Origin of the sequence: Pseudomonas sp. MF7453 (genome assembly GCF_016405455.1) — a bacterium.
Classification (GTDB): Bacteria; Pseudomonadota; Gammaproteobacteria; order Pseudomonadales; family Pseudomonadaceae; genus Aquipseudomonas; species Aquipseudomonas paralactis.
On record NZ_JAEKCN010000010.1, the window covers coordinates 144305 to 168181 of the forward strand.

General features: G+C 60.7%; 14 protein-coding genes. 8 read left to right on the forward strand and 6 right to left on the reverse strand.

Annotation, left to right across the window (positions count from 1 at the left end; genetic code table 11):
* The first annotated feature begins 60 nt into the window (after positions 1-60).
* Together rlmKL and JFT63_RS17195 are read left to right on the forward strand one after the other, a co-directional pair.
* Positions 61-2325 (forward strand): bifunctional 23S rRNA (guanine(2069)-N(7))-methyltransferase RlmK/23S rRNA (guanine(2445)-N(2))-methyltransferase RlmL, encoded by a 2265-nt coding sequence (rlmKL, locus tag JFT63_RS17190; RefSeq protein WP_198844353.1) that lies wholly within the window; start codon positions 61-63, stop codon positions 2323-2325.
* A gap of 230 nt (positions 2326-2555) precedes the next feature.
* Positions 2556-4967, forward strand: a complete 2412-nt coding sequence (locus JFT63_RS17195) for a sensor domain-containing diguanylate cyclase (RefSeq protein ID WP_198844354.1) — start codon at positions 2556-2558, stop codon at positions 4965-4967.
* 80 nt (positions 4968-5047) lie between these two features.
* On the opposite strand, the gene dacB is transcribed toward JFT63_RS17195, so the two are convergent.
* The gene (gene dacB / locus JFT63_RS17200; protein ID WP_057701024.1) at positions 5048-6508 is read right to left on the reverse strand and encodes a D-alanyl-D-alanine carboxypeptidase/D-alanyl-D-alanine endopeptidase; all 1461 of its coding nucleotides are present in this window, start codon (positions 6506-6508) and stop codon (positions 5048-5050) included.
* Positions 6509-6744: 236 nt separating this feature from the next.
* Here dacB and JFT63_RS17205 point away from each other — a divergent pair, with 236 nt between their 5' ends.
* The gene (locus JFT63_RS17205; protein WP_003193255.1) at positions 6745-7089 is read left to right on the forward strand and encodes a YggL family protein; all 345 of its coding nucleotides are present in this window, start codon (positions 6745-6747) and stop codon (positions 7087-7089) included.
* Between the two features lie 37 nt (positions 7090-7126).
* Here the strand turns inward: JFT63_RS17205 and JFT63_RS17210 are convergent, their stop codons facing one another.
* Entirely contained in the window at positions 7127-8317 is a 1191-nt protein-coding gene (locus JFT63_RS17210; protein ID WP_005790336.1) for a benzoate/H(+) symporter BenE family transporter, read from the reverse strand.
* A 320-nt stretch (positions 8318-8637) separates the two neighbouring features.
* Between JFT63_RS17210 and JFT63_RS17215 the strand changes: the two genes are divergently transcribed.
* The gene (locus JFT63_RS17215) at positions 8638-9402 is read left to right on the forward strand and encodes a GntR family transcriptional regulator (protein WP_198844355.1); all 765 of its coding nucleotides are present in this window, start codon (positions 8638-8640) and stop codon (positions 9400-9402) included.
* A gap of 153 nt (positions 9403-9555) precedes the next feature.
* Here JFT63_RS17215 and guaD read toward each other — a convergent pair whose 3' ends face one another.
* The 4 genes from guaD to xdhA form a co-directional block, all read right to left on the reverse strand.
* Positions 9556-10860: a guanine deaminase gene (gene guaD / locus JFT63_RS17220; RefSeq protein ID WP_198844356.1), complete on the reverse strand. Its 1305-nt coding sequence runs from the start codon at positions 10858-10860 to the stop codon at positions 9556-9558.
* A 7-nt stretch (positions 10861-10867) separates the two neighbouring features.
* Positions 10868-11710: a xanthine dehydrogenase accessory protein XdhC gene (xdhC, locus tag JFT63_RS17225; RefSeq protein ID WP_198844357.1), complete on the reverse strand. Its 843-nt coding sequence runs from the start codon at positions 11708-11710 to the stop codon at positions 10868-10870.
* A gap of 123 nt (positions 11711-11833) precedes the next feature.
* Complete coding sequence (gene xdhB / locus JFT63_RS17230) at positions 11834-14233, reverse strand: xanthine dehydrogenase molybdopterin binding subunit (RefSeq protein ID WP_198706472.1); 2400 nt, start codon at positions 14231-14233, stop codon at positions 11834-11836.
* A complete protein-coding gene (xdhA, locus tag JFT63_RS17235) occupies positions 14226-15674 on the reverse strand; it encodes a xanthine dehydrogenase small subunit (RefSeq protein ID WP_198844358.1) in 1449 nt (482 codons plus the stop codon). The genes xdhB and xdhA overlap by 8 nt, the downstream gene beginning before the upstream one ends.
* Positions 15675-15954: 280 nt before the next feature.
* On the opposite strand from xdhA, the gene JFT63_RS17240 reads away from it, so the two are divergent.
* From JFT63_RS17240 to ligA, 4 genes are all read left to right on the forward strand, one after another.
* A complete protein-coding gene (locus tag JFT63_RS17240; protein WP_057701017.1) occupies positions 15955-16614 on the forward strand; it encodes a GntR family transcriptional regulator in 660 nt (219 codons plus the stop codon).
* A 2-nt stretch (positions 16615-16616) separates the two neighbouring features.
* Entirely contained in the window at positions 16617-20105 is a 3489-nt protein-coding gene (gene smc, locus JFT63_RS17245) for a chromosome segregation protein SMC (RefSeq protein WP_198844359.1), read from the forward strand.
* 259 nt (positions 20106-20364) lie between these two features.
* On the forward strand, positions 20365-21228 hold the full coding sequence (gene zipA / locus JFT63_RS17250; protein ID WP_186558334.1) for a cell division protein ZipA: 864 nt from the start codon (positions 20365-20367) through the stop codon (positions 21226-21228).
* An 87-nt stretch (positions 21229-21315) separates the two neighbouring features.
* Positions 21316-23682 carry an NAD-dependent DNA ligase LigA gene (gene ligA / locus JFT63_RS17255; RefSeq protein ID WP_186558335.1) on the forward strand — a complete coding sequence of 789 codons (2367 nt, stop codon included), beginning with the start codon at positions 21316-21318 and terminating at the stop codon, positions 23680-23682.
* The last annotated feature ends 195 nt before the right edge of the window (positions 23683-23877 follow it).

The following is a 23877-nucleotide window of genomic DNA, read 5'->3' on the forward strand; positions in this document are numbered from 1 at the left end:
GAAAACCGAACCGGCGATGCGTTGCCCGTTCATTTATTGCTGAAAAGCCTGGATTGCCCCATGTCGGACCGTTTTGAACTCTTCCTCACTTGCCCCAAGGGCCTCGAAGGCCTACTGATCGAGGAAGCCGTCGGGCTTGGCCTTGAGGAGGCCCGCGAGCACACCTCGGCCGTTCGCGGCATGGCCGACATGGAAACCGCCTACCGTCTGTGCCTGTGGTCACGCTTGGCCAACCGTGTGTTGCTGGTGCTCAAGCGCTTCCCGATGAAGGACGCCGAGGACCTCTACCACGGCGTGCTGGATATCGAATGGGCCGACCACATGGTCCCCGACGGTACCCTGGCGGTTGAGTTCAGCGGTCACGGTTCGGGCATCGACAACACCCACTTCGGCGCGCTGAAGGTTAAGGATGCGATCGTCGACAAGCTGCGCACCCCGACCGGCGAGCGTCCGTCTATCGACAAGATCAATCCGGACCTGCGCATTCACCTGCGCCTGGACCGCGGCGAAGCCATCCTGTCTCTGGACCTTTCCGGCCACAGCCTGCACCAGCGTGGCTACCGCCTGCAGCAGGGCGCGGCACCGCTGAAGGAAAACCTGGCAGCGGCGATCCTGATTCGCGCCGGCTGGCCACGTATTGCCGCCGAAGGCGGCGCGCTGACCGACCCGATGTGCGGTGTCGGCACCTTCCTGGTTGAAGGCGCAATGATCGCCGCCGACATGGCCCCCAACCTCAACCGCGAGCTGTGGGGTTTCACCACGTGGCTGGGTCACGTCCCGGCGTTGTGGAAAAAGCTGCACACCGAGGCCTCTGAGCGGGCGGCCATCGGCATGAACAAGCCGCCATTGTGGGTACGTGGCTACGAAGCCGACCCGCGGCTGATCCAACCTGCACGCAATAACATCGAGCGCGCCGGCCTGAGCCACTGGATCAAGGTGTACCAGGGCGAAGTGGGCACGTTCGAGCCGCGCCCGGACCAGAATCAGAAAGGTTTGGTGATCTGCAACCCACCCTACGGTGAGCGCCTGGGTGACGAAGCCAGCCTGTTGTATCTCTACCAGAACCTTGGCGAACGCTTGCGCCAGGCCTGCATGGGCTGGGAAGCCGCAGTGTTCACCGGCGCGCCGGACCTGGGCAAGCGCATGGGCATCCGCAGCCACAAGCAGTATTCGTTCTGGAACGGCGCGTTGCCGTGCAAGTTGCTGCTGATCAAGGTCAACCCGGATCAGTTCGTCACCGGCGAACGCCGCACTGCGGAGCAGCGTCAGGCCGAGCGTGAGCAAGCGGCTTACGACCAGGCTCCGACCGAGCCGGTTGAGCGCCAGTACAACAAGAACGGCAACCCGATCAAGCCAGCCCCGGCCCCGGTGGTCGAGCAGGCGCGCTTGAGCGAAGGCGGGCAGATGTTTGCCAACCGCCTGCAAAAGAACCTCAAACTACTGGGTAAATGGGCCAAGCGTGAGGGCGTGGATTGCTACCGTGTGTATGACGCCGACATGCCCGAGTACTCCATGGCTATCGACCTGTACCACGATTGGGTTCACGTACAGGAATACGCCGCCCCCAAATCCATCGACCCGGAAAAAGCCTCGGCGCGCATGTTCGATGCCCTGGCAGCGATTCCCCAGGCCCTGAACGTCGACAAGAGCCGCGTGGTGGTCAAGCGTCGTGAGCGCCAGAGCGGCACCAAGCAGTACGAGCGTCAGAGCGCCCAGGGCAAGTTCACCGAGGTCAGCGAAGGTGGCGTGAAGCTGCTGGTCAACCTCACCGACTACCTGGATACCGGCCTGTTCCTGGACCATCGCCCGATGCGTATGCGTATTCAGAAAGAAGCGGCCGGCAAGCGCTTCCTCAACCTTTACTGCTACACCGCGACCGCCAGCGTCCATGCTGCCAAGGGCGGTGCGCGCAGCACTACCAGCGTTGACCTGTCCAAGACCTACCTGGACTGGGCGCGTCGCAACTTCTCCCTCAACGGCTTCTCCGACAAGAACCGCCTGGAGCAGGGTGATGTAATGGCGTGGCTGGAGGCCAGTCGCGATGAGTTCGATATGATTTTCATCGACCCGCCGACCTTCTCCAACTCCAAGCGCATGGAAGGTATCTTCGACGTGCAGCGTGACCACGTGCAGTTGCTCGACCTGGCCATGGCGCGCCTGGCGCCGGGTGGCGTGCTGTACTTCTCCAACAACTTCCGCAAGTTCCAGTTGGAAGCCAACCTCAGCGAACGCTATGCGGTCGAGGAGATCAGCGACAAGACCATCGACCCGGATTTCGCGCGCAATGCGAAAATCCACCGTGCCTGGAAAATCACTGCCCGCTGATTAATATCAGCAGTTCTGAATGCGCCGAGTATCCGGTGTGGGAGGGGGCTTGCTCCCGATAGTAGAGTATCAGTCACCAATGTATTGGCTGATCCACCGCTATCGGGAGCAAGCCCCCTCCCACATTAAGCCCCTGCAGTTTTTAGGCTGGTCAAATACCCGACCAATGGCTATAACTTAAGCCCCAGCCAAAGTGACACCCCCGCACACTGGCGTTGTGAGTGTTGCCTATGCCGATGCAAGCCGTCCGCCCGAAAATCTTTGGTTTTATCAGTGAGCAGGCATCGGCTTGGCTGGTGGCATTGGTGGTCTTTTTGGCTGGCAGCGCGTTGACGTTGGTTGTCGCGTGGGCGACTGCCGACCTGTATCAGCAACAGGTGCGCCAGCGTTTCCAGTTGCTGGTCAATGAACGCTACACCCGTATTCAGGAACGCTTTGAAGACCAGGAGCTACGCCTGGGTAGCCTGCAGCGTTTCTTCATCAACTCCGGCGATGTGTCCCGTGCCGAGTTCGACGGCTTCGCCCAGCCACTGCTGCTCAATGCCCGAGCCTACGCCTGGGCACCGCGGATATTTCGCGAGCAGCGCAGGGCGTTCGAGCAAGAGATTTCCCGCCAGCGCGGCATCCCTTTCAGCATCCGTGAACTCAATAGCGCGGGTGAGTTGGCACCCGCTGCCGAGCGCGATGAATACGTACCGGTGTTGTACAGCCAGACGCAGAGCTTGCTGGGTTCGCCCTTGGGCTTTGACCTGCTGGCCCAGCCCTTGCGCCGTTCAGCCCTGGAGCGTGCGCAAAAAAATGCCAGGCCGGCAGTGTCACAACCCATGCAATTGGTGGGCGTTGAGCCTGCCTACGCGGCCGGTGTGCTGCTGGTGGCGCCAGTGAGCAAAGCCGTCGGCACCGAGCCCTACGGTTTTGTCATGGCCGTGCTCAGCATGCGGCAACTGGTGGCTGATGGGTTGCCCAAACCGAATCGCGACAACCTGGTCATGCAGATCGTCGACACCTCGGATACCCAGCAACGGGTGTTGTATGCCTCCAGCAATACGGTGGGCAACAGCGACCTGACGGCTACACGCCGTCTCACGCTTGGCGATCACGTCTATGCCCTGAGCCTGCGTGCCAGTGAGGTCTTCGACAAGGCCAATCATTCCTCGATAAACACCATCCTGGGCATGGGGGTGCTGCTCAGCGCCTTGCTCAGTGCCTTGCTCTACGTGCTGGTCAGCCAGCGCCAGCGCGCGTTGAAACTGGTGGAACAGCGCACCGTGCAGTTGCGCTTGCGTGAGCAAGAGTTGCGTGGGGCTCACGGCCAATTGCGCAGTGTGCTGAATGCGGCGACTCAGGTAGCGATCATCGCCACAGACTTGCGCGGTGTGATCAACACCTTCAATGCCGGCGCCGAACAGATGCTGGGTTTCAAGGCCGAAGAGGTGCTGGGGCGCCTGACCCTGGAGAGCCTGCACCTGGCCGCGGAGCTCGAAGCGCGCGCTGCACCGTTGAGCCAGGCGTTAGGCAAGCGTATTGCGCCGAGCCAGGCGATGCTGGTGGAGAGCCCTGACAGCCAACATGAAGCTCGCGAATGGACGCTGGTGCGCAAGGACGGTACCCAACTGACGGTAAACATGCTGGCCACCGTGCTCCTGGATGACTTTGGTCTGTGGGTTGGGCATTTGGCAATTTACCTGGATGTCACCGAGCAAAAGCGTGCCTATGAAGCCCTGGCCGCCCGGGACCGCCTGCTGAAAAAACTCAGTGCTCATGTGCCTGGCGGGATCTTCCAGTTCACCCAGGACCTGCAGGGCAATGGGCATTTCATTTACGCCAGCGAAGGTATGCGCGATATCTATGAAATCGAACCTGGCGTATTGCAGCAGGACGCAGGCAAGGTGCTGGAACGCATTCACCCCTTGGACATCGAGCGAGTGCGTACTTCGATACGTTTGTCGGCGCTGCAACTGAGCCATTGGCGCGAAGAGTATCGCGTGCAGTTGCCTCAGCGAGGTCTGCGCTGGATTCGCGGCGAAGCGACACCTGAGGAGCTACCCGGAGGCGGTACGCTTTGGCACGGTTATGTGTCGGATATTTCCGATCTCAAACGGGTGGAGGAAGAACTGCGCGCGCTTTCCGTCACTGACTCGCTGACCGGCATCTATAACCGTCGTTATTTTCAGGATCGTCTCAAGGGCGAGATGCTACGGATCAACCGCAGCTCGGGTGCACTGTCGTTGATCATGCTCGATATTGACCACTTCAAGCGTATCAACGACCAGTACGGTCATGCCGTGGGTGACGGGGTATTGCAGGAGTTGTGCAAGCGCATAGGCCAGCGCTTGCGCCGTACCGATGTATTTTGCCGACTGGGTGGGGAAGAGTTCGTGGTGCTGTGCCCGAGTACCAATGGTGCTCAGGCCTATAGCCTGGCCACGCAGTTGTGGCAGTCGCTGCGTGATACATCGATGGAACCGGTGGGGGTTGTCACTGCCAGCTTTGGCGTGGCCAGTTGGCGGACCGATGAAGATATCGATGGGTTGCTGCTGCGTGCTGATTCGGCAGTGTATGTGGCCAAGCAGGCGGGCAGGGACCGAGTCGAGGAAGCCCTGATGCCCGTAGGAGCGAGCTTGCTCGCGAAAAAACCATAGACGCCGCGTTTATTCAGGGGGCGCGCGTTATCGTTGACGTTTTTCGCGAGCAAGCTCGCTCCTACAGGTAATGTGATGCTTTACAGGACCGGCGCGGCTGCAACGGCCTTCGGCTGGCGATACAGGTCCAGCAGCACCTGGTCCAGTACCGACGACGCGCCCCAGGGTTTGGAGTCGTTGAGAATCGCCACCACCGCCCAAGTATTGCCATTGTTGTCCCGGCTGAACCCGGCGATAGCGCGTACGGTGTTGAGGGTCCCGGTTTTCACGTGAGCTTCGCCGCGCATCGCTGTGGTTTTCAGGCGTTTACGCATGGTGCCGTCAGTGCCGGCGATTGGCATCGAGCTGATGTACTCCGCCGCATAAGGACTTTTCCACGCCGCTTGCAGCATGGCTGCCATTTCTCGGGCGCTGACCCGTTCGGCGCGGGACAGGCCGGAGCCGTTCTCCATCACCAGGTGCGGTGCGGTGATGCCTTTTTTGGCCAGCCACTGGCGCACGACGCGTTGCGCGGCCTTGGCATCGTCGCCATCGGCATCGTTGCGAAACTGTGCGCCCAGGCTCAGGAACAGTTGCTGGGCCATGGTGTTGTTGCTGTATTTGTTGATGTCGCGAATGATTTCAGCCAGGTCCGGCGAGAACGCACGAGCCAGCACCTTGGCATCCTTGGGCACCGGAGCCTGGATATCACGGCCCTGGATGGTGCCGCCCAACTCCTTCCAGATCGCACGCACGGCGCCGGCGGTGTAAGTGGCGTGGTCCAGCAGCGACAGATAAGTCTGCGAGCTGCAGCCATCAGCCAGTTGGCCGCTCACGGTCACGGTCACACTGCCGTCGGCAGCGGTCACCGGGCTGTAGCGCACGTCGCCGGTGCACTGCTTGGCGTTGGTGACTTTCACCTGGTTATCGATGCGGATGCTGGCAATCGGCGGTTCGACCGACACGATCACGCGCCCCGAATCATTGCGCGTCACGAAGCGCAGGGCCTTGAGGTTGACCAGCAAGGCATCGGGCTTGACCAGGAACGGCTTGTTCTCGTCGTTGCCGTCGTCATTGAAGTCAGGCAACAGCGGCTGGTTGAAAAAGTTGCGGTCCAGCACCAGGTCGCCGGTGACCTGCTGTACGCCATTGGCACGCAGGTCGCGCATCAGCAGCCAGAGTTTCTCCATGTTCAGCTTGGGATCGCCGCCGCCCTTGAGGTACAGGTTGCCGCGTAGCACGCCACCGCTGAGGGTACCGTCGGTGTAAAACTCGGTTTTCCACTGATGGTTGGGGCCGAGCATCTCCAGGGCCGCGTAGGTGGTCACCAGCTTCATGGTAGAGGCCGGGTTCACCGACACGTCGGCGTTGAACACCGTCGGCGTACCGGGGCCGTTCAGCGGCAGCATCACCAGGGATAATGCGGTATTGGGCAGTTTGGCTTTCTGCAAGGCCTGCGCGACGCTGGGCGGCAGGCTGGTATTGATGGGAGCAGCGGTGGCCGAAAGGGCCAAAGGCAAAAGAACACTGGCAACTAATACAGAACGCAACGATTTGATCATAAGAAATAAAACCCTACTGCTGAGAAGGGTGAAAAAGGCGAGGGGTATAGAAGAAAATCCCTCAATGGTCACGAAAGTGTCGGCATTATGCCCCAAGGTGGCGCCACTTGTAGCTCAACGATAGCTGCTAATCAGGTTTTTTTAACTGCCGATGTGCCGCCCGTCCCAGAGAGTCGGGCAATTGCCGCCTTAAACTGCTAAAGTGCCGCCCGTTATTACTTATGAGGATTGTTCCAATGGCGACTAACCGTTCCCAGCGTCTGCGCAAAAAACTGTGCGTTGATGAATTTCAAGAGCTGGGTTTCGAACTGAACCTGGACTTCAACGAAGGCCTGAGTGAAGAAGCTATCGACGCTTTCCTCGAAGCATTCATCAAAGAAGCCATGGAAGCCAATGGTCTGGGCTATGTCGGCGGCGATGACTACGGTCTGGTTTGCCTGCAGAAGCGTGGCTCGGTGTCCGAAGAGCAGCGCGCTGCTGTCGAAGCCTGGCTGAAAACCCGTTCCGAGCTGACCAAGGCTGAAGTCAGCCCGTTGCTGGACGTGTGGTATCCGGAAAAGCCGATCAACGCGGCCAAGTGATACTAAACAAAACGGCGACCTGAGGGTCGCCGTTTTGTTATGCCTTGCGCCAATTCAGAATCAGCAGCGTCAACACCCCCGCCACAATCCCCCAGAACGCCGACCCGATGGAAAACAACGTCAAGCCTGACGCGGTGACCATAAAGGTGATCAGCGCCGCTTCCCGTTCCTTCGGCTCATTCATGGCGATGCTCAAGCCATTGATGATCGAGCCAAACAGCGCCAACGCCGCAATCGACAGCACCAGCTCCTTGGGCAGGGCTGCGAACAATGCCGCCAGCGTGGCGCCGAACACCCCGGCAATTCCATAGAACACCCCGCACCACACCGCTGCGGTGTAGCGCTTGTTGCGGTCTTCATGGGCGTGTGGCCCGGTGCAGATCGCCGCGCTGATCGCTGCCAGGTTGATGCCGTGGGAGCCAAATGGTGCCAGCACCAGCGAGGCCAGGCCGGTGGTGGTGATCAACGGCGAGGCCGGCACGGTGTAGCCATCGGCCCGCAGCACGGCGACCCCTGGCATGTTCTGCGAGGTCATGGCCACCACGAACAGCGGGATGCCGATGCTGATGGTCGCCGCCAGCGAGAAGTGCGGCGTGGTCCACACGGGCGTCGCCACCTCCAGATGAAAGCCGCTGAAATCCAGAAGCCCCATCAGCCCTGACAAGGCGGTGCCGATGAGCAAGGCCGCCAGCACGGCATAGCGCGGCGACAGGCGCTTGATGATCAGGTAGGTGAAAAACATCCCCAGCACCAGGCCGGTGCGATGTTGCGCAGCGACGAAGATTTCGCTGCCGATCTTGAACAGGATCCCTGCCAGCAACGCCGCCGCCAGCGATGCCGGGATGCGCTTGACCAGTTTTTCAAAGCTGCCGGTCAACCCACACAGCGTCACCAGCACCGCGCAGGTGATGTAGGCGCCGATGGCTTCGCCATAACTCACGCCGCCCAGGCTTGTGATCAGCAGCGCCGCGCCGGGTGTGGACCAGGCGATGGTGATGGGCGTGCGATAGCGCAGCGACAGGCCGATGCTGCACACCGCCATGCCGATGGAAATCGCCCAGATCCACGAAGAAATCTGCGCGGTGGTCAAACCGGCGGCTTGGCCGGCCTGGAACATCAGCACCAGGGAGCTGGTGTAGCCGGTCATCATGGCGATAAAACCGGCGACGATGGCCGAAGGTGAAGTGTCGGCCAGCGGGCGCAAGGGCGCTTGGGTGGCGTCGGTCATGGAGCGATGATCCTTGTTGTAGGAGCGAGCTTGCTCGCGAAAAACGTCAACGATAACGCGGGCTTCCTGGATAACCGTAGCGCTCTCAGGTTTTTCGCGAGCAAGCTCGCTCCTACGAAAGAGGGCGTGGGAAATCGTGGAATCAAGCCTAAACTCAAACGTAACGAGTCATTGCAATACAGCCGGGGGCGCAAACAGCCGTACAGTGTGTTGGCGCATTGGGTTGTGTACAATGTGCGCTGTTTTTAGGCGATACTTGCCAGCGACCCGTTGTTGCCGTATTACCTTATTTCGCCGCCGTTCTCCAAACCCGAGTGCCCATGAACGAACAGTTGCAACCTCTCAAGAAACAACCGCGAGCCGGCAAGACCGGTCGCAGCGGAACCCAGGACGATATCGTCTACGCGCATATCTTCGAGGCGATCCTCGAACAACGCCTGGCACCCGGAACCAAATTGAGTGAAGAGGCACTGGGCGAAATTTTCGGCGTAAGCCGTACCATCATTCGTCGCGCACTGTCGCGTCTGGCCCATGAAGGCGTGGTACTGCTGCGGCCCAATCGCGGCGCGGTGGTTGCCAGCCCCAGTGTGGAAGAAGCGCGCCAGGTATTCATGGCCCGGCGCCTGGTGGAGCGGGCGATTACGGAGTTGGCGGTGCAGCACGCTACCGCCGATCAATTGGCCGAGCTGCGCCAGATGGTCAACGACGAGCGCGACAGCTTTTCCCGGGGCGATCGCGGTGCGGGTATCCGTCTTTCCGGTGAGTTCCACCTGAAACTGGCCGAGGCGGCCAGGAACGCGCCGTTGATCAGCTTCCAGCGCAGCCTGGTGTCCCAGACCTCATTGATCATCGCCCAGTACGAAAGCGGCAACCGCTCGCACTGTTCCTACGATGAGCACACCCAGTTGATCGACGCGATCGAAGCGCGAGATGCGGTGCTGGCAGTGAACTTGATGATGCATCACATGGATCACATCGACAGCAAGCTCAACCTCGATGAGGAGAGCGCGTCGGATGATCTGCATGCGGTGTTTTCGCACCTTCTACAGACTAAAAAACCTGGGCGCACGTCTGTAAAGTTGTAAACCCAATCAAATGTGGGAGCTGGTTTGTGTGGGAGCTGGCTTGCCTGCGATAGCATCACCGCGGTGTAACTGGCATACCGCGGTGCCTGCATCGCGGGCAAGCCCGGCTCCCACACAAGCCCCTCCCACATTGGTTTTGTGGTGTCTCTGAGATCAGCGCTGGTGCACCAGCTGGCCGGCTGCATAGGTCTGCAACACCGTCCGATCATCCCCCAGCGTCATCAGCACAAACAACGTCTCGGCAATGTTATTGGCCTGTTTCAGGCGATAGCTCAGCAGAGGCGTGGCGTTGTAATCCAATACCAAAAAGTCTGCATCGGTGCCCGGCTGAAGGGTGCCGATCTTGTCCTCCAGGCGCAGCGCCCGCGCACCGCCCAGGGTCGCCAGGTACAGCGACTTGAACGGGCTCAGCCGCGCACCTTGCAGTTGCATGACCTTGTAGGCTTCGTTCAGGGTTTGCAGCAGCGAGAAGCTGGTGCCGCCACCCACGTCGGTACCCAGGCCTACGTTTAATTCGTGCTTCTCGGCCATCGGCAGGTTGAACAAGCCACTGCCGAGGAAGAGGTTCGAGGTCGGGCAGAACGCGACTGCCGAGCCGGTCTCTGCCAGCCGTGCGCATTCGTCGTCGCACAGGTGCACGCCGTGGGCAAACACCGAACGCTCACCGAGCAGTTTGTAATGGTCGTACACGTCCAGATAACCGTTGCGCTCGGGGAACAGCTCATTGACCCACTCGATTTCCTGCTTGTTCTCGCTGATGTGGGTCTGCATGTACAAATCCGGGTATTCGCCCAGCAGTTGCCCGGCCAGCGTCAGTTGCTCCGGCGTGCTGGTAGGCGCGAAGCGTGGTGTCACCGCGTAATGCAGGCGGCCCTTACCGTGCCAGCGTTCGATCAGCGCCTTGCTTTCCTGGTAGCTGGATTCGGCGGTGTCGGTCAGGTAATCCGGCGCGTTGCGGTCCATCATCACCTTGCCGGCGATCATGCGCAGGTCGAGTTTTTCCGCGGCTTCAAAGAATGAGTTCACCGATTGCGGGTGCACGCTGCCGAACACCAGTGCGGTGGTGGTGCCGTTGCGCAGCAGTTCCTTGATGAAGATATCCGCGACTTCATCGGCGTGAGCCTTGTCGGCGAACTGGCTTTCACAGGGGAAGGTGTAGGTGTTGAGCCAATCCAGCAATTGCTCGCCGTAGGCGCCCATCATGCCGGTTTGCGGCAGGTGAATATGGGTGTCGATCAGGCCAGGGGTGATCAACGCATCCTGATAGTGCGTGATGTCGATGTCTGCTGGCAGCGTCGGCAGCAGGTCGCTGGCGTGGCCGAGCGCACTGATCTGGCCGTTATCGATCACCAGCAGGCCGTCTTCGAAATACTCGTAGGAAGCGTCGATGCCAACGATGGCAGGATCGTCGATGCTGTGCAGGATGGCGGCGCGGTAGGCTTTGCGAGTCAAAGGCATGGTTATCTCAATTGATAGCTTGGCTGCGGCGCGAAGCCGGCAGCAGTTTGGCAATGGGTTCGGCGCCGGCGGTGTGCTGGCCGAAATTGGCGTTATAGGTGGCGATGATTTCGCCGGCGATGGAGATGGCGATCTCGACCGGCAACTTGCCCTTCACCTCAGTGAGGCCCATGGGGCAGCGCATGCGTTGCAGCCGTGCGGTATCGAAGCCGCGGTCACGCAGGCGGTGTTCGAATTTGACGCGCTTGGTCTTCGAGCCGATCAGGCCGAAGTAGGCGAAGTCATTGCGTTTGAGCAGGGCGGCGGTGAGTTCCAGGTCCAGCGCGTGGTTATGGGTCATGACAATGCAGTAACTGCCCGCCGGCAGGTCGGCAATTTCATCGACCGGCTCTTCGCTGACGATTTTACGCACGCCTTGCGGGATGTTCTGCGGAAATTCCTGCACGCGGGAATCGATCCAGCGCACCCTGCAAGGCAGGCTTGCCAATAACGGCACGAGCGCACGCCCGACATGGCCGGCGCCAAACACCGCGATCTGCGCCTGCACCTGGCCCATGGGTTCGAACAACAATACGGCGACTCCACCGCAGCACTGGCCCAGGCTCGCACCGAGGCTGAAGCGCTCCAGATGGGTGCTTTGCTGGCCGCGCACGAGCATGTCACGGGCGAGCTGCATCGCCTTGTATTCCAGGTGCCCGCCGCCGATGGTGTCGAAGGTGTGCGCGGCGCTGATGACCATCTTGGAACCGGCGTTGCGCGGGGTTGAGCCGAGTTCTTCGATGATGGTGACGAGCACGCAGGGTTCGCCCTGGTTTTGCAGGGTGGCGAGGGCGCTGATCCAGTTGTCCATGTCTACCTCAACATTGCTGCTGTTAGTTCGGCCGCTACCGCAGGCAAGCCAGCTCCCACATTTGATCGGGTTAGCACTTCAAAATGTGGGAGCTGGGCTTGCCCGCGATGGCAGCGCCTGGGTCTAGAGCGAAGCCAATTCAGTGTCAGCCTCGACAGCCTTCGCTGGCCGCAACTGCCGCATCTGTTCACACCCCCACAACACCCGCTCGGGCGTGGCCGGCGCATCAATTTTGGGTTGCTGGCGATAGTCAGCCAGACTCGCCACCGCATCCTTGATCGCGCACCACGAAGCGATCCCGAGCATGAACGGTGGTTCACCCACGGCCTTGGAATGGAACACGGTGTCCTCCGGGTTCTTGCGGTTCTCTACCAGCTTCACCCGCAAGTCCAGCGGCATGTCGGCCACTGCCGGGATCTTGTAGCTCGCCGGGCCGTTGGTCATCAGCTTGCCCTTGTTGTTCCACACCAGCTCTTCCATGGTCAGCCAGCCCATGCCCTGGATGAAGCCGCCTTCGACCTGGCCGATGTCGATGGCCGGGTTCAACGACGCGCCAACATCGTGGAGGATGTCGGTGCGCAGCATCTTGTATTCGCCGGTCAGGGTGTCGACGATCACTTCGCAGCAGGCAGCGCCGAAGGCGTAGTAGTAGAACGGCCGCCCGCGTGACTGGCTGCGGTCGTAAAAGATTTTCGGGGTTTTGTAGAAACCGGTGCTGGAGAGCGACACCTGGGCGAAATACGCCTGCTGGATCAACGCCTCGAAGCTCAGAATCTGCTCGCGCACGCGCACATGGCCGTTGCGAAACTCAACGTCCGCCTCGCTTACGTCGTACTTGCGCGCCGCAAACTCCACCAGGCGCTGCTTGATGGTTTCGGCGGCGTTCTGCGCGGCTTTGCCGTTCAGGTCAGCACCGCTGGACGCCGCAGTGGGCGAGGTGTTGGGCACCTTGTCGGTGTTGGTGGCGGTGATCTGTACGCGGTCGATGTCCACCTGGAACACTTCGGCTACCACTTGCGCGACCTTGGTATTCAAGCCCTGGCCCATCTCGGTGCCGCCGTGGTTCAGGTGGATGCTGCCGTCGGTGTAGATATGGATCAGCGCGCCGGCCTGATTCAGGAAGCTTGCGGTGAAAGAAATGCCGAATTTCACCGGGGTCAGCGCCAGGCCTTTTTTCAGGATCGGACTGTGGGCGTTGTACAGGCGGATCGCTTCGCGGCGCTCTGCGTATTGGCTGCTGGCCTCAAGCTCGGCGGTCATTTCTTCGAGCATGTTGTGCTCGACGGTCTGGTAGTAGTGGGTGACGTTGCGCTCGGTCTTGCCGTAGTAGTTGGCCTTGCGCACGGCCAGCGGATCAAGGCCCAGGTGGCGGGCGATGGCGTCCATCACTTCTTCAATGGCGACCATGCCTTGGGGCCCGCCGAAGCCACGGTAGGCGGTGTTGGAAGCCGTGTTGGTCTTGCAGCGATGGCCGTTGACCGTCGCATCGCCCAGGTAATACGAGTTGTCGGCGTGGAACATGGCGCGGTCGACAATCGAGTTGGACAGGTCGGGCGAACAGCCGCAGTTGCCCGCCAGTTCCAGGTTGATCCCGTGCAGGCGACCATTGTCGTCGAAGCCCACGTCGTACTCGATATAGAACGGGTGACGCTTGCCGGTCATCAGCATGTCTTCAACCCGTGGCAAGCGCATCTTGGTTGGCTGGCCGGTCAGGCGTGCCACCACGGCGCACAGGCACGCGGGGCCGGCGGCCTGGGTTTCCTTGCCGCCGAACCCGCCGCCCATACGACGCATGTCCACGACGATTTTGTTCATCGACACGTCGAGCACTTCGGCCACCAGCTTCTGCACTTCGGTGGGGTTTTGCGTGGAGCAATAGACGATCATGCCGCCGTCTTCGGTGGGCATGACCGAAGAGATCTGGGTTTCCAGGTAGAAGTGTTCCTGGCCACCGATATGCAAAGTACCCTGGATACGGTGCCTGGCACTCGCCAGTGCAGACGCCGAATCGCCGCGCTGGTGCGTGTGGCTGTCGAGCACAAAATGCTTGTTGCGAAAGGCCTCGACCACATCCAGCACCGGCTCCAGGTCTTCGTATTCGATCACTGCCGCCATCGCCGCCTTGCGCGCGGTTTCCAGGTCACGGGCCGCTACCGCCAGGACCACCTGGCCGACGAACTGCACGGTGTCGATGGCCAGCAACGGATCGCCGGGCATCAACGGCCCGATGTCTTTCAGGCCCGGTACGTCCTCGTGGGTAATCGCAATGCGCACGCCATCGAAGGCGTAGCAGGGCGCGGTGTCGATGCTGAGGATGCGGGCGTGGGCACGGTCGGACATGCGCGCATACAGGTGCAACTGGTTGGGAAATTCCAGGCGGTCATCGATGTACTGCGCTTCGCCGCTGACGTGCTTGGCGGCGCTGTCATGCTTGACGCTGCGCCCGACCCCGGAGGTGAGGTCCTGAGCAAACAGTTCGGCGAGTTCGGCCTGGGTCTTTACGACGGCGTGATGGTTAGACATAAGCGGTCACCCGAGTCTCGATGTGCGGCGTTTGCAGTTCGATGAAGTATTTGCGCAGCAGGTTCTGCGCGCTGAGCAGGCGGTATTCCTTGCTGGCGCGAAAGTCCGACAGCGGGGTGAAATCATCTGCCAGGGCGGCGCAGGCTTTTTCGACCGTGGCCGAGTTCCAGATGGCCCCCACCAACGCGGCCTCGCAACTTGTTGCGCGTTTTGGTGTGGCGGCCATGCCGCCGAAGGCAACACGTGCTGCGCTGATCACACCGTTGTCGATCTTCAGGTTGAATGCTGCGCACACGGCGGAAATATCATCGTCCAGGCGCTTGGACACTTTGTAGGCCCGGAACAGCGCGTGGCCCTTGGGCACGATGATCTTTTCGATGAACTCGCTGTCCTGGCGAGCGGTGACGCGGTAGTCGATGAAATAGTCTTCCAGCGCCAGGGTGCGGCGGGTGTTGCCTTTGCACAGCACGATCCGGGCACCGAGCGCGATCAACAGTGGCGGCGAATCCCCAATCGGCGAGGCGTTGCCGATGTTGCCGCCCAGGGTGCCCTGGTTGCGGATTTGCAGGGAGGCGAAGCGCTGCAGCAGTTCGCCGAAGTCCGGGTATTCAGGGTTCAGCGCGGTGTAGCAATCGGAGAGGGCGGTGGCGGCGCCGATCTCCAGGCGGTCGTCGAAATGCTCGATGCGCTTCATGGCTTCAATGTTGCCGACGTAGATCATCACCGGCAGGGTGCGGTGGAACTGGGTGACTTCCAGCGCCAGGTCGGTGCCGCCGGCCAGCAGGCGGGCTTGCGGATAGGCGTCATAGAGGTCGGCCAGGTCGGCGACGGTCAAGGGCACCAGGCAGCGTTTGTCACCGCTGTTGAGTTCGCCGGTCTGGGTGGGCGCGATGCTTTTAAGGCGGGCAATGGTCTCGGCCTGGCGGCTGTCGAACTGATCCTGGGGCTTGTTGCAGCAGGCCTGTTCGGCGGCGGCGAGGATCGGGCGATAACCGGTGCAGCGGCACAGGTTGCCGGCCAGGGCTTCATGGGCTTTGTGGCTGTCGGGGGCGTCGCTGTTCTTTTGCAGGGCAAACAGCGACATCACGAAGCCCGGGGTGCAAAAGCCGCACTGTGAGCCATGGCACTCGACCATGGCCTGTTGCACGCTGTGCAGTTGGCCCTGGTGCTTGAGGTCTTCAACGCTGATCAGTTGTTTGCCGTGCAGCGACGACACGAACGTCAGGCAGGAATTGAGGCTGCGGTAACGAATCTGCTCGGCGCCTTGCTCATCGGTATGCAGTTCGCCGACCACCACCGTGCACGCACCGCAGTCGCCGCTGGCGCAGCCTTCCTTGGTACCGGATTTGCCCACATGCTCACGCAGATAATTGAGCACGGTCAGGTTGGGGTCCAGGGCGTGCTCGCTACGGAGTTCCTGGTTAAGTAAAAACTGGATCACGGAAGGCCTCGCAGACTCATTATTGTTGTTAACCGCTTTGCGCCGAATCTAGTCATGTCTGACTTTTCGGTCAATGGTTTTCTGACCTAAGGGTCAAGAAAATCCGGTCGCAACACTTTCAATTATGGTTCAGTCTTCTGGAACCGGTGTTTTTGGCGGCGTGTGGGCTGTTAACGTTGCTTATTTCATGCCAAATTCGCCACGGTGGGCGTAGCGCCATCAGCGGGCCAATGCGCTACACTGCCGCGCTTGTACCGATAGAAGATTTTGAAGGGAAAACATGACGTTCAAGGCGCCGGACAGTCTCGCCGAGCAAATAGCTCACCACCTCGCCGAACGTATCATTCGCGGCGAACTCAAGCCTGGGGAGCGGATCCAGGAACAGAAGGTCACGCTGGCGCTCAACGTCAGTCGCGGTTCCGTGCGCGAAGCCTTGCTGATCCTCGAACGCCGCCATCTGATCGCAATCCTGCCGCGCCGTGGCGCCCACGTCACCGAGCTCACCGCACACAAGGTGCAGAGCCTGTGTACGTTGATGGGCGAGATGTACATCCTGCTCGGCAATGCAGTGGCCGAAGGCTGGCAGACCCAGGCGGACATGGCGCCGTTCCTGCAGATTCAGCAACGCCTGCAGTTGAGCCTGGAGCGCGAGGACATCCGCGCCTTTGTCGAAGAAAGCTTCAACGTGATGCGTGCCGCGTACCCATTCGCCAACAATCCATATTTGCAGGAAACCGTCGAAAACCTTCAACCGGCGATGAACCGTGCTTACTACCTGGCCTTGGATCAGCGTAAAGCGTCCATGGGGGAGTTCGTGGCACTGTTCGAGCAATTGCTCGCAGCGGTGCTTGCCCGTGACCTGGTGCAGATTCGCCTGGTGCTGACGGCCTATTGTCAGCGCAGTAGCTCGCTGGTCATTGCTGCGTTGGCGGACGCCTAAACGTGCGGCTCAAGTGCATCAAGTTGGCGGGGTTCAAGTCCTTCGTCGACCCGACTACCGTGAACTTCCCCAGCAACATGGCGGCGGTAGTGGGACCCAATGGCTGCGGCAAGTCGAACATCATCGACGCCGTACGCTGGGTGATGGGCGAGAGCTCGGCGAAAAACCTGCGTGGCGAGTCGATGACCGACGTCATCTTCAACGGCTCCACCAGCCGCAAGCCGGTCAGCCAGGCCAGCATCGAACTGGTGTTCGACAATTCCGACGGTACCCTGATCGGCGAATACGCTGCCTACGCGGAAATCTCGATTCGCCGCAAAGTCACGCGCGACAGCCAGAACAGTTACTTCCTCAACGGCACCAAGTGTCGCCGTCGGGACATCACCGATATCTTCCTCGGCACCGGCTTGGGCCCGCGCAGTTATTCGATCATCGAACAGGGCATGATCTCCAAGCTGATCGAAGCCAAGCCTGAAGACCTGCGTAACTTTATCGAAGAAGCAGCCGGCATCTCCAAGTACAAGGAGCGCCGCCGCGAGACTGAAAACCGCATCCGCCGCACCCATGAAAACCTCGCCCGCCTGACCGACCTGCGCGAAGAGCTGGAGCGCCAATTGGAGCGCCTGCACCGCCAGGCTCAGGCCGCCGAGAAGTATCAGGAGTACAAGGGCGAAGAGCGCCAGCTCAAGGCGCAACTCTCGGCCCTGCGTTGGCAGGCGCTGAATGATCAGGTCGGCCAGCGCGAAGCGATCATCGGCACCCAGGAAGTCAGCTTCGAAGCGTTGGTGGCCGAGCAGCGCAACGCCGACGCCAGCATCGAACGCCTGCGTGACGGGCACCATGAACTGTCCGAACGCTTCAATCTGGTGCAGGGCCGTTTCTATTCGGTGGGGGGCGATATCGCCCGGGTCGAGCAGAGCATCCAGCACGGTCAGCAGCGTTTGCGCCAGTTGCAGGATGACTTGAAAGAAGCCGAGCGCGCCCGCCTGGAAACCGAGTCGCACCTGGGCCATGACCGCACCTTGCTGCTGACCCTCGGCGAAGAGCTGGACATGCTCACCCCCGAACAGGAAGTCACCCACGCCGCCGCCGAAGAGGCCGCCGCAGCGCTGGAAGAATCCGAAACCACCATGCACGCCTGGCAGGAGCAGTGGGACACGTTCAACCTGCAATCGGCCGAGCCGCGTCGCCAGGCCGAGGTGCAGCAGTCGCGCATCCAGCAACTGGAAACCAGCATGGAACGCCTGGCCGAACGCCAGCGGCGCCTGCAGGAAGAGCGCGTATTGCTCGCCGCCGACCCCGAAGACGCGGCGATCATGGAGCTGAGCGAGCAACTGGCCGAAAGCGAAATGACGCTGGAAGAGTTGGAAGCCAGCGAAGAACAACAAGTGGAACGCCTGGAGCAATTGCGTCAGCAACTGCAAACGGCGACCCAGGCGCAGCAGCAGGCCCAGGGTGATTTGCAGCGGCTCAATGGGCGCCTGGCGTCACTTGAAGCCTTGCAGCAAGCCGCGCTGGACCCTGGCACCGGCACCGCCGAGTGGCTGCGCGACCAGCATCTGGCCGAGCGCCCGCGCCTGGCCGAAGGCTTGAAGGTAGAAGCGGGTTGGGAGCTGGCGGTGGAAACCGTGCTTGGCGCTGACCTGCAAGCAGTGCTGGTGGACGATTTTGGCGGCTTCGACCTGGCCGGTTTCGCCCAGGGCGATTTGCGCCTGCTCAGCCCGGCGCCCGACGGAGTGCGGGTAGCGGGCAGCTTGCTGGACAAGGTCGAGGCGGCGATGGATCTGTCGCCCTGGCTGGGCCAGGTCAGGCCCGTGGACACCCTTGAGCAAGCCTTGGCCCAGCGCGGCCAATTGGCGGCCGGCGAAAGCCTGATCAGCCGCGATGGTTATTGGGTCGGCCGTCACTTCCTGCGCGTGCGCCGTGCCAGTGAGGCGGAAAGTGGCGTATTGGCCCGTGGCCAGGAAATCGTCAACCTGAGTGCCGAGCGTGAAGAACGCGAAGCCACCCTGGAAAGCCTGGAAACCGAACTGCAAACCCTGCGCGCCACTCAGCGTCAGCAGGAGACCGGCCGCGAACACCTGCGCCGCTTGTTGCAAGACGAAGCGCGCCAGCAAGGCGAGTTGAAAGCCCAGCTGTCGGCGAGCAAAGCCAAGGTCGAACAACTGACCCTGCGCCGTACCCGCCTTGACGAAGAAGTGGCCGAGATGGGCGAACAGCGCGCCCTCGAACATGAACAGGTTGGCGAAGCGCGTCTGCAATTGCAGGAAGCCCTCGACAGCATGGCCCAGGACACCGAGCAGCGCGAGTTGCTGCTGGCCCAGCGCGACAGCCTGCGCGAACGCCTCGACCGCGTGCGCCAGGAAGCCCGCCAGCACAAGGATCACGCTCACCAGTTGGCGGTGCGCCTGGGCTCATTGCGGGCTCAGCATGATTCCACGCGCCAGGCCCTTGAACGCCTGGAGATGCAGTCCGAACGCCTGACCGAAAAGCGCGAGCAACTGAGCCTCAACCTGGAGGAGGGCGAGGCGCCGCTGGAAGAGCTGCGCCTCAAGCTTGAGGAGCTGCTCGACAAGCGCATGACCGTCGACGTAGAACTCAAGACCGCGCAGATCGCCCTGGAAGATGCCGACCGTGAACTGCGCGACGCTGAAAAGCGCCGCACCATGGCTGAGCAACAATCCCAGTTGATCCGCGGCCAACTCGAACAACAGCGCATGGAGTGGCAAGCCCTCACCGTGCGCCGCAAGACCTTGCAAGACCAATTGCTGGAAGACGGCTATGACCTGCACGGCGTGCTCAACACCCTGACCGCCCAGGCCAACGAGAAAGACGCCGAAGAAGAACTTGAACGGATTGCTGCGCGCATTCAGCGCCTGGGCGCGATCAACCTCGCCGCTATCGATGAGTACCAGCAGCAGTCAGAGCGCAAACGTTATCTGGATGCCCAGGACGCCGATCTGGTTGAAGCCCTGGACACCCTGGAAAACGTGATCCGCAAAATCGACAAGGAAACCCGCAACCGCTTCAAAGATACCTTTGATCAGATTAATGGCGGTTTACAGGCGTTATTCCCAAAAGTTTTCGGTGGTGGCAGTGCCTACTTGGAACTGACGGGCGAAGATCTACTCGATACAGGGGTAACGATCATGGCGCGGCCTCCGGGCAAGAAGAACAGCACCATCCATTTGTTGTCCGGCGGCGAAAAAGCCCTGACCGCATTGGCCCTGGTATTTGCCATCTTCAAGTTGAACCCGGCGCCGTTCTGTATGCTCGACGAAGTTGACGCGCCGCTGGATGACGCTAACGTTGGACGCTACGCTCGGTTGGTCAAAGAGATGTCTCAGACCGTGCAGTTCATCTATATCACCCACAACAAGATCGCCATGGAAATGGCCGATCAGTTGATGGGGGTCACGATGCACGAGCCGGGCTGTTCGCGTTTGGTCGCAGTGGATGTGGAAGAGGCGATGGCAATGGTGGAATCCTAAGCCATGCCAAGAGAGAGAATTTACAGCACGCTGTAGGTCGATTTACCGGTCTGGCGAAAGTGGCAAATGGACATATTTGTTCAAGGCATTTTGACAGACGGTGTAAAGTTATCTTTGGTCGTGCTAGTTTAATGTCAATTTTTCGTGTGCGTGGGCAAAACGTCAGTCAGAACATAGAGTTGGCGCCACGTTTTAAAGCGGTTTGCACGGTGCTAAACCCCTTATTTTTCAGCATTTTTTATTAGAGGCACGGGATTACATGGAAATCGGTCTGCGCGAGTGGCTGATCGTCATCGGCATCATTGTCATTGCCGGTATTCTTTTCGATGGCTGGCGCCGTATGCGCGGTGGCAAGGGCAAGCTCAAGTTCCGCTTGGACCGAAACCTGTCCAACTTGCCTGACGACGACGGCGCCGCCGAGCTGCTGGGGCCGCCCCGTGTGCTGGATACTCACAAAGAGCCGCAACTGGACGAGCATGATTTGCCGTCCATGAGCGCACCGCTGCGTGAAGCCCGCGAGCCGTCCTCCAAGCGCGGCAAGCGTGGTGGCGCGGCAGTTGCCGAGCCGCATCAGGGCGACCTGAACCTCGACGTCGATGACGGCCCGAGCTTCAGCAGCCGTGATGACGACTTCCCTGACGAGACCGCGACCAAAAGCGCGCCACGCCAATCGGTCAACGATCAGCCGGCTGCCGAGGAAGTGCTGGTCATCAGCGTGATCTGCCGCGACGCCGGTGGCTTCAAGGGCCCTGCGCTGTTGCAGAACATTCTGGAAAGCGGCCTGCGTTTTGGCGAGATGGATATTTTCCATCGTCACGAGAGCATGGCCGGCAACGGTGAAGTGCTGTTCTCCATGGCCAATGCGGTCAAGCCAGGTACGTTCGATCTGGACGATATCGACCTGTTCAGCACCCCGGCGGTGAGCTTCTTCCTCGGTCTGCCAGGCCCGCGTCATCCCAAGCAAGCGTTCGACGTGATGGTGGCCGCAGCCCGCAAGCTCTCCCAGGAATTGAACGGCGAGCTCAAGGACGACCAACGCAGCGTTCTGACCGCCCAGACTATTGAGCACTACCGTCAGCGCATCGTCGAGTTCGAGCGTCGCGCCCTGACACAGAAACGCTGAGGATTACGCTTCGGCGTTGTCAGTAGAATAAGCGCACTAACATATTGAGCAGCTTCGGCTGCTCTTTTGCTTTATGAGAGAACACCCATGACCGCCGCCCATACCCGCATCCTCGAACTGCGCGCTGAACTGGATCAGCATAACTACCGCTACCACGTCCTTGATGAGCCGAGCATTCCGGACGCCGAGTACGATCGCTTGTTCCACGAGCTCAAGGCTTTGGAAGCCGAGCACCCGGAGCTGGTAACACGCGATTCACCGACGCAGCGGGTCGGCAGTGCGGCGCTGTCGGCATTCACCCAGGTCAAGCATGAGATCCCGATGCTCAGCCTGGGCAATGCCTTTGATGAAACCACCATGCTCGAATTTGATCGCCGGGTGACCGAGGGTCTCGACCTGCCGGTGGGCGATCTGTTTGGTGCGGGCGCAGCGGTGGAATACAGCTGCGAGCCTAAGCTCGACGGCCTGGCGGTCAGCCTGCTGTATCAGGACGGCGAACTGGTACGCGGTGCCACCCGGGGTGATGGCACCACCGGCGAAGACATCAGCGTCAACGTGCGCACTGTGCGCAATATCCCCTTGAAGCTTCACGGCACAGGCTGGCCGGCCACCCTGGAAGTGCGTGGCGAAGTGTTCATGTCCAAGGCCGGGTTCGAACGCCTGAACGCCTCGCAGCTGGAAGTCGGCGGCAAGACCTTCGCCAACCCGCGTAACGCGGCGGCGGGCAGCCTGCGCCAGCTGGATTCGAAGATCACTGCCAGCCGCCCGCTGGAATTCTGCTGTTACGGCATCGGTCAGGTGACCGCCGATATCAGCGACACCCATATCGGCAACCTGCAGCAGTTGCAGAAGTGGGGGATGCCGATCAGTCACGAATTGAAGCTGGCCAAGGGCATACAGGAATGCCTGGACTACTACCGCGACATTGGCGAGCGCCGTAATGCGCTGGGCTATGAAATCGACGGCGTGGTGTTCAAGGTCAACAGCATTGCTTACCAGCGTGAACTGGGCTTTCGCGCCCGCGAGCCGCGTTGGGCCATTGCGCATAAATTTCCGGCGATGGAAGAGCTGACTGAATTGCTTGATGTGGAATTCCAGGTCGGCCGTACCGGCGCTGTCACTCCGGTGGCGCGCTTGAAACCGGTCAAGGTGGCCGGCGTGACCGTATCCAACGCGACCCTGCACAACATGGACGAAGTGGCGCGCCTGGGCCTGATGATCGGCGACACCGTGATCATCCGCCGCGCCGGTGATGTGATTCCGCAAGTGGTCTCGGTGGTCACCGAGCGTCGTCCGGAACACGCCCGTGCCGTGCAAATCCCGCAGAGCTGCCCGGTGTGCGGCTCCCATGTGGAACGCACGCAACTGGTCAAGCGCAGCAAGGGCAAGGAAACCGTCAGCGAAGGCGCCGTGTACCGTTGTGTCGGGCGCCTGGCCTGTGGCGCGCAGCTCAAGCAGGCGATCATTCATTTTGTCTCGCGCCGTGCCATGGACATCGACGGCCTGGGCGACAAGACCATCGAGCAATTGGTGGATGAAAAACTCATCGGTTCGCCGGCGGACCTCTACAAGCTCAAGTACGAACAGATCATCGACCTGGAAGGCTTCGCCGATATCTCCAGCAAAAAACTGATCAGCGCCATCGAAAACAGCAAGACCCCGACGCTGGCGCGCTTTATCTACGCCTTGGGTATTCCTGATGTGGGCGAAGAGACTGCCAAGGTGCTGGCACGCTCCCTGGCCTCCCTTGAGCGTGTGCAGAAGGCCTTGCCGGAGGTGCTGACCTACTTGCCCGACGTCGGCTTGGAAGTGGCGCACGAGATTCATAGCTTCTTTGAAGACAGCCATAACCAGGACGTGATCGGTGCACTGTTGTCGCCGGATGAATGCGGCCTGCAATTGCAGGAGCAGGGCGATCTGAGTGCCGAATTTGCCGCCAGCACCACCTTGGGCGGCTTGCTCGACAAGCTGCATGTGCCTTCCGTCGGGCCGGGCGCGGCGCAGAAACTGGCAGACAAATTCGGCTCTCTGGAAGGCGTGATCAAGGCCGATTGGCTGGATATGCGCCAGGCCCTGCCGGAGAAGCAAGCCAAGGCTGTGCGCGAGTTCTTCGACAACCCTGACAATGCCAATCGTGCCCTGGCCATCGAGCAGCAGCTCAAGGACTTCGGTATGCACTGGCAGAGCGAGAAAAAGGTTGTTGAAGGCTTGCCTGAGGCCGGGCACACCTGGGTACTCACCGGCTCTCTGGAGCTGATGAGCCGCGACGTCGCCAAGGACAAGCTCGAAAGCCTGGGGGCCAAGGTGGCCGGTTCCGTCTCGGCGAAAACCCACTGCGTGGTGGCCGGGCCGGGCGCCGGTTCGAAACTGGCCAAGGCCAGCGAGCTGGGCCTCAAAGTGCTGGATGAAGAAGCCTTCGTCGCCTTCCTGGCCAAGCACAACATCACCGTTTGACAGGCTTTTGAATACTGTAGGAGCGAGCTTGCTCGCGAAGAACCGGAGGACGCCGCTGTGAACCAGGCGCCCCGCGTTATCGTTAACGATCTTCGCGAGCAAGCTCGCTCCTACAGGGAGCAGACGTATCTCCTGCGTGTGTTGAACGATCTCTCCAGAGAAATGATCTAGTCTCTGTCACCCTGGGAGAGATCG

What these genes read in the sequence shown, in the direction of transcription:
- rlmKL (WP_198844353.1), top strand. Translation starts at nt 61, where the DNA reads ATGTCGGACCGTTTTGAACTCTTCCTCACTTGCCCCAAGGGCCTCGAA.
- JFT63_RS17195 (WP_198844354.1), top strand. Translation starts at nt 2,556, where the DNA reads ATGCCGATGCAAGCCGTCCGCCCGAAAATCTTTGGTTTTATCAGTGAG.
- dacB (WP_057701024.1), bottom strand. Translation starts at nt 6,508, where the DNA reads ATGATCAAATCGTTGCGTTCTGTATTAGTTGCCAGTGTTCTTTTGCCT.
- JFT63_RS17205 (WP_003193255.1), top strand. Translation starts at nt 6,745, where the DNA reads ATGGCGACTAACCGTTCCCAGCGTCTGCGCAAAAAACTGTGCGTTGAT.
- JFT63_RS17210 (WP_005790336.1), bottom strand. Translation starts at nt 8,317, where the DNA reads ATGACCGACGCCACCCAAGCGCCCTTGCGCCCGCTGGCCGACACTTCA.
- JFT63_RS17215 (WP_198844355.1), top strand. Translation starts at nt 8,638, where the DNA reads ATGAACGAACAGTTGCAACCTCTCAAGAAACAACCGCGAGCCGGCAAG.
- guaD (WP_198844356.1), bottom strand. Translation starts at nt 10,860, where the DNA reads ATGCCTTTGACTCGCAAAGCCTACCGCGCCGCCATCCTGCACAGCATC.
- xdhC (WP_198844357.1), bottom strand. Translation starts at nt 11,710, where the DNA reads ATGGACAACTGGATCAGCGCCCTCGCCACCCTGCAAAACCAGGGCGAA.
- xdhB (WP_198706472.1), bottom strand. Translation starts at nt 14,233, where the DNA reads ATGTCTAACCATCACGCCGTCGTAAAGACCCAGGCCGAACTCGCCGAA.
- JFT63_RS17240 (WP_057701017.1), top strand. Translation starts at nt 15,955, where the DNA reads ATGACGTTCAAGGCGCCGGACAGTCTCGCCGAGCAAATAGCTCACCAC.
- zipA (WP_186558334.1), top strand. Translation starts at nt 20,365, where the DNA reads ATGGAAATCGGTCTGCGCGAGTGGCTGATCGTCATCGGCATCATTGTC.
- ligA (WP_186558335.1), top strand. Translation starts at nt 21,316, where the DNA reads ATGACCGCCGCCCATACCCGCATCCTCGAACTGCGCGCTGAACTGGAT.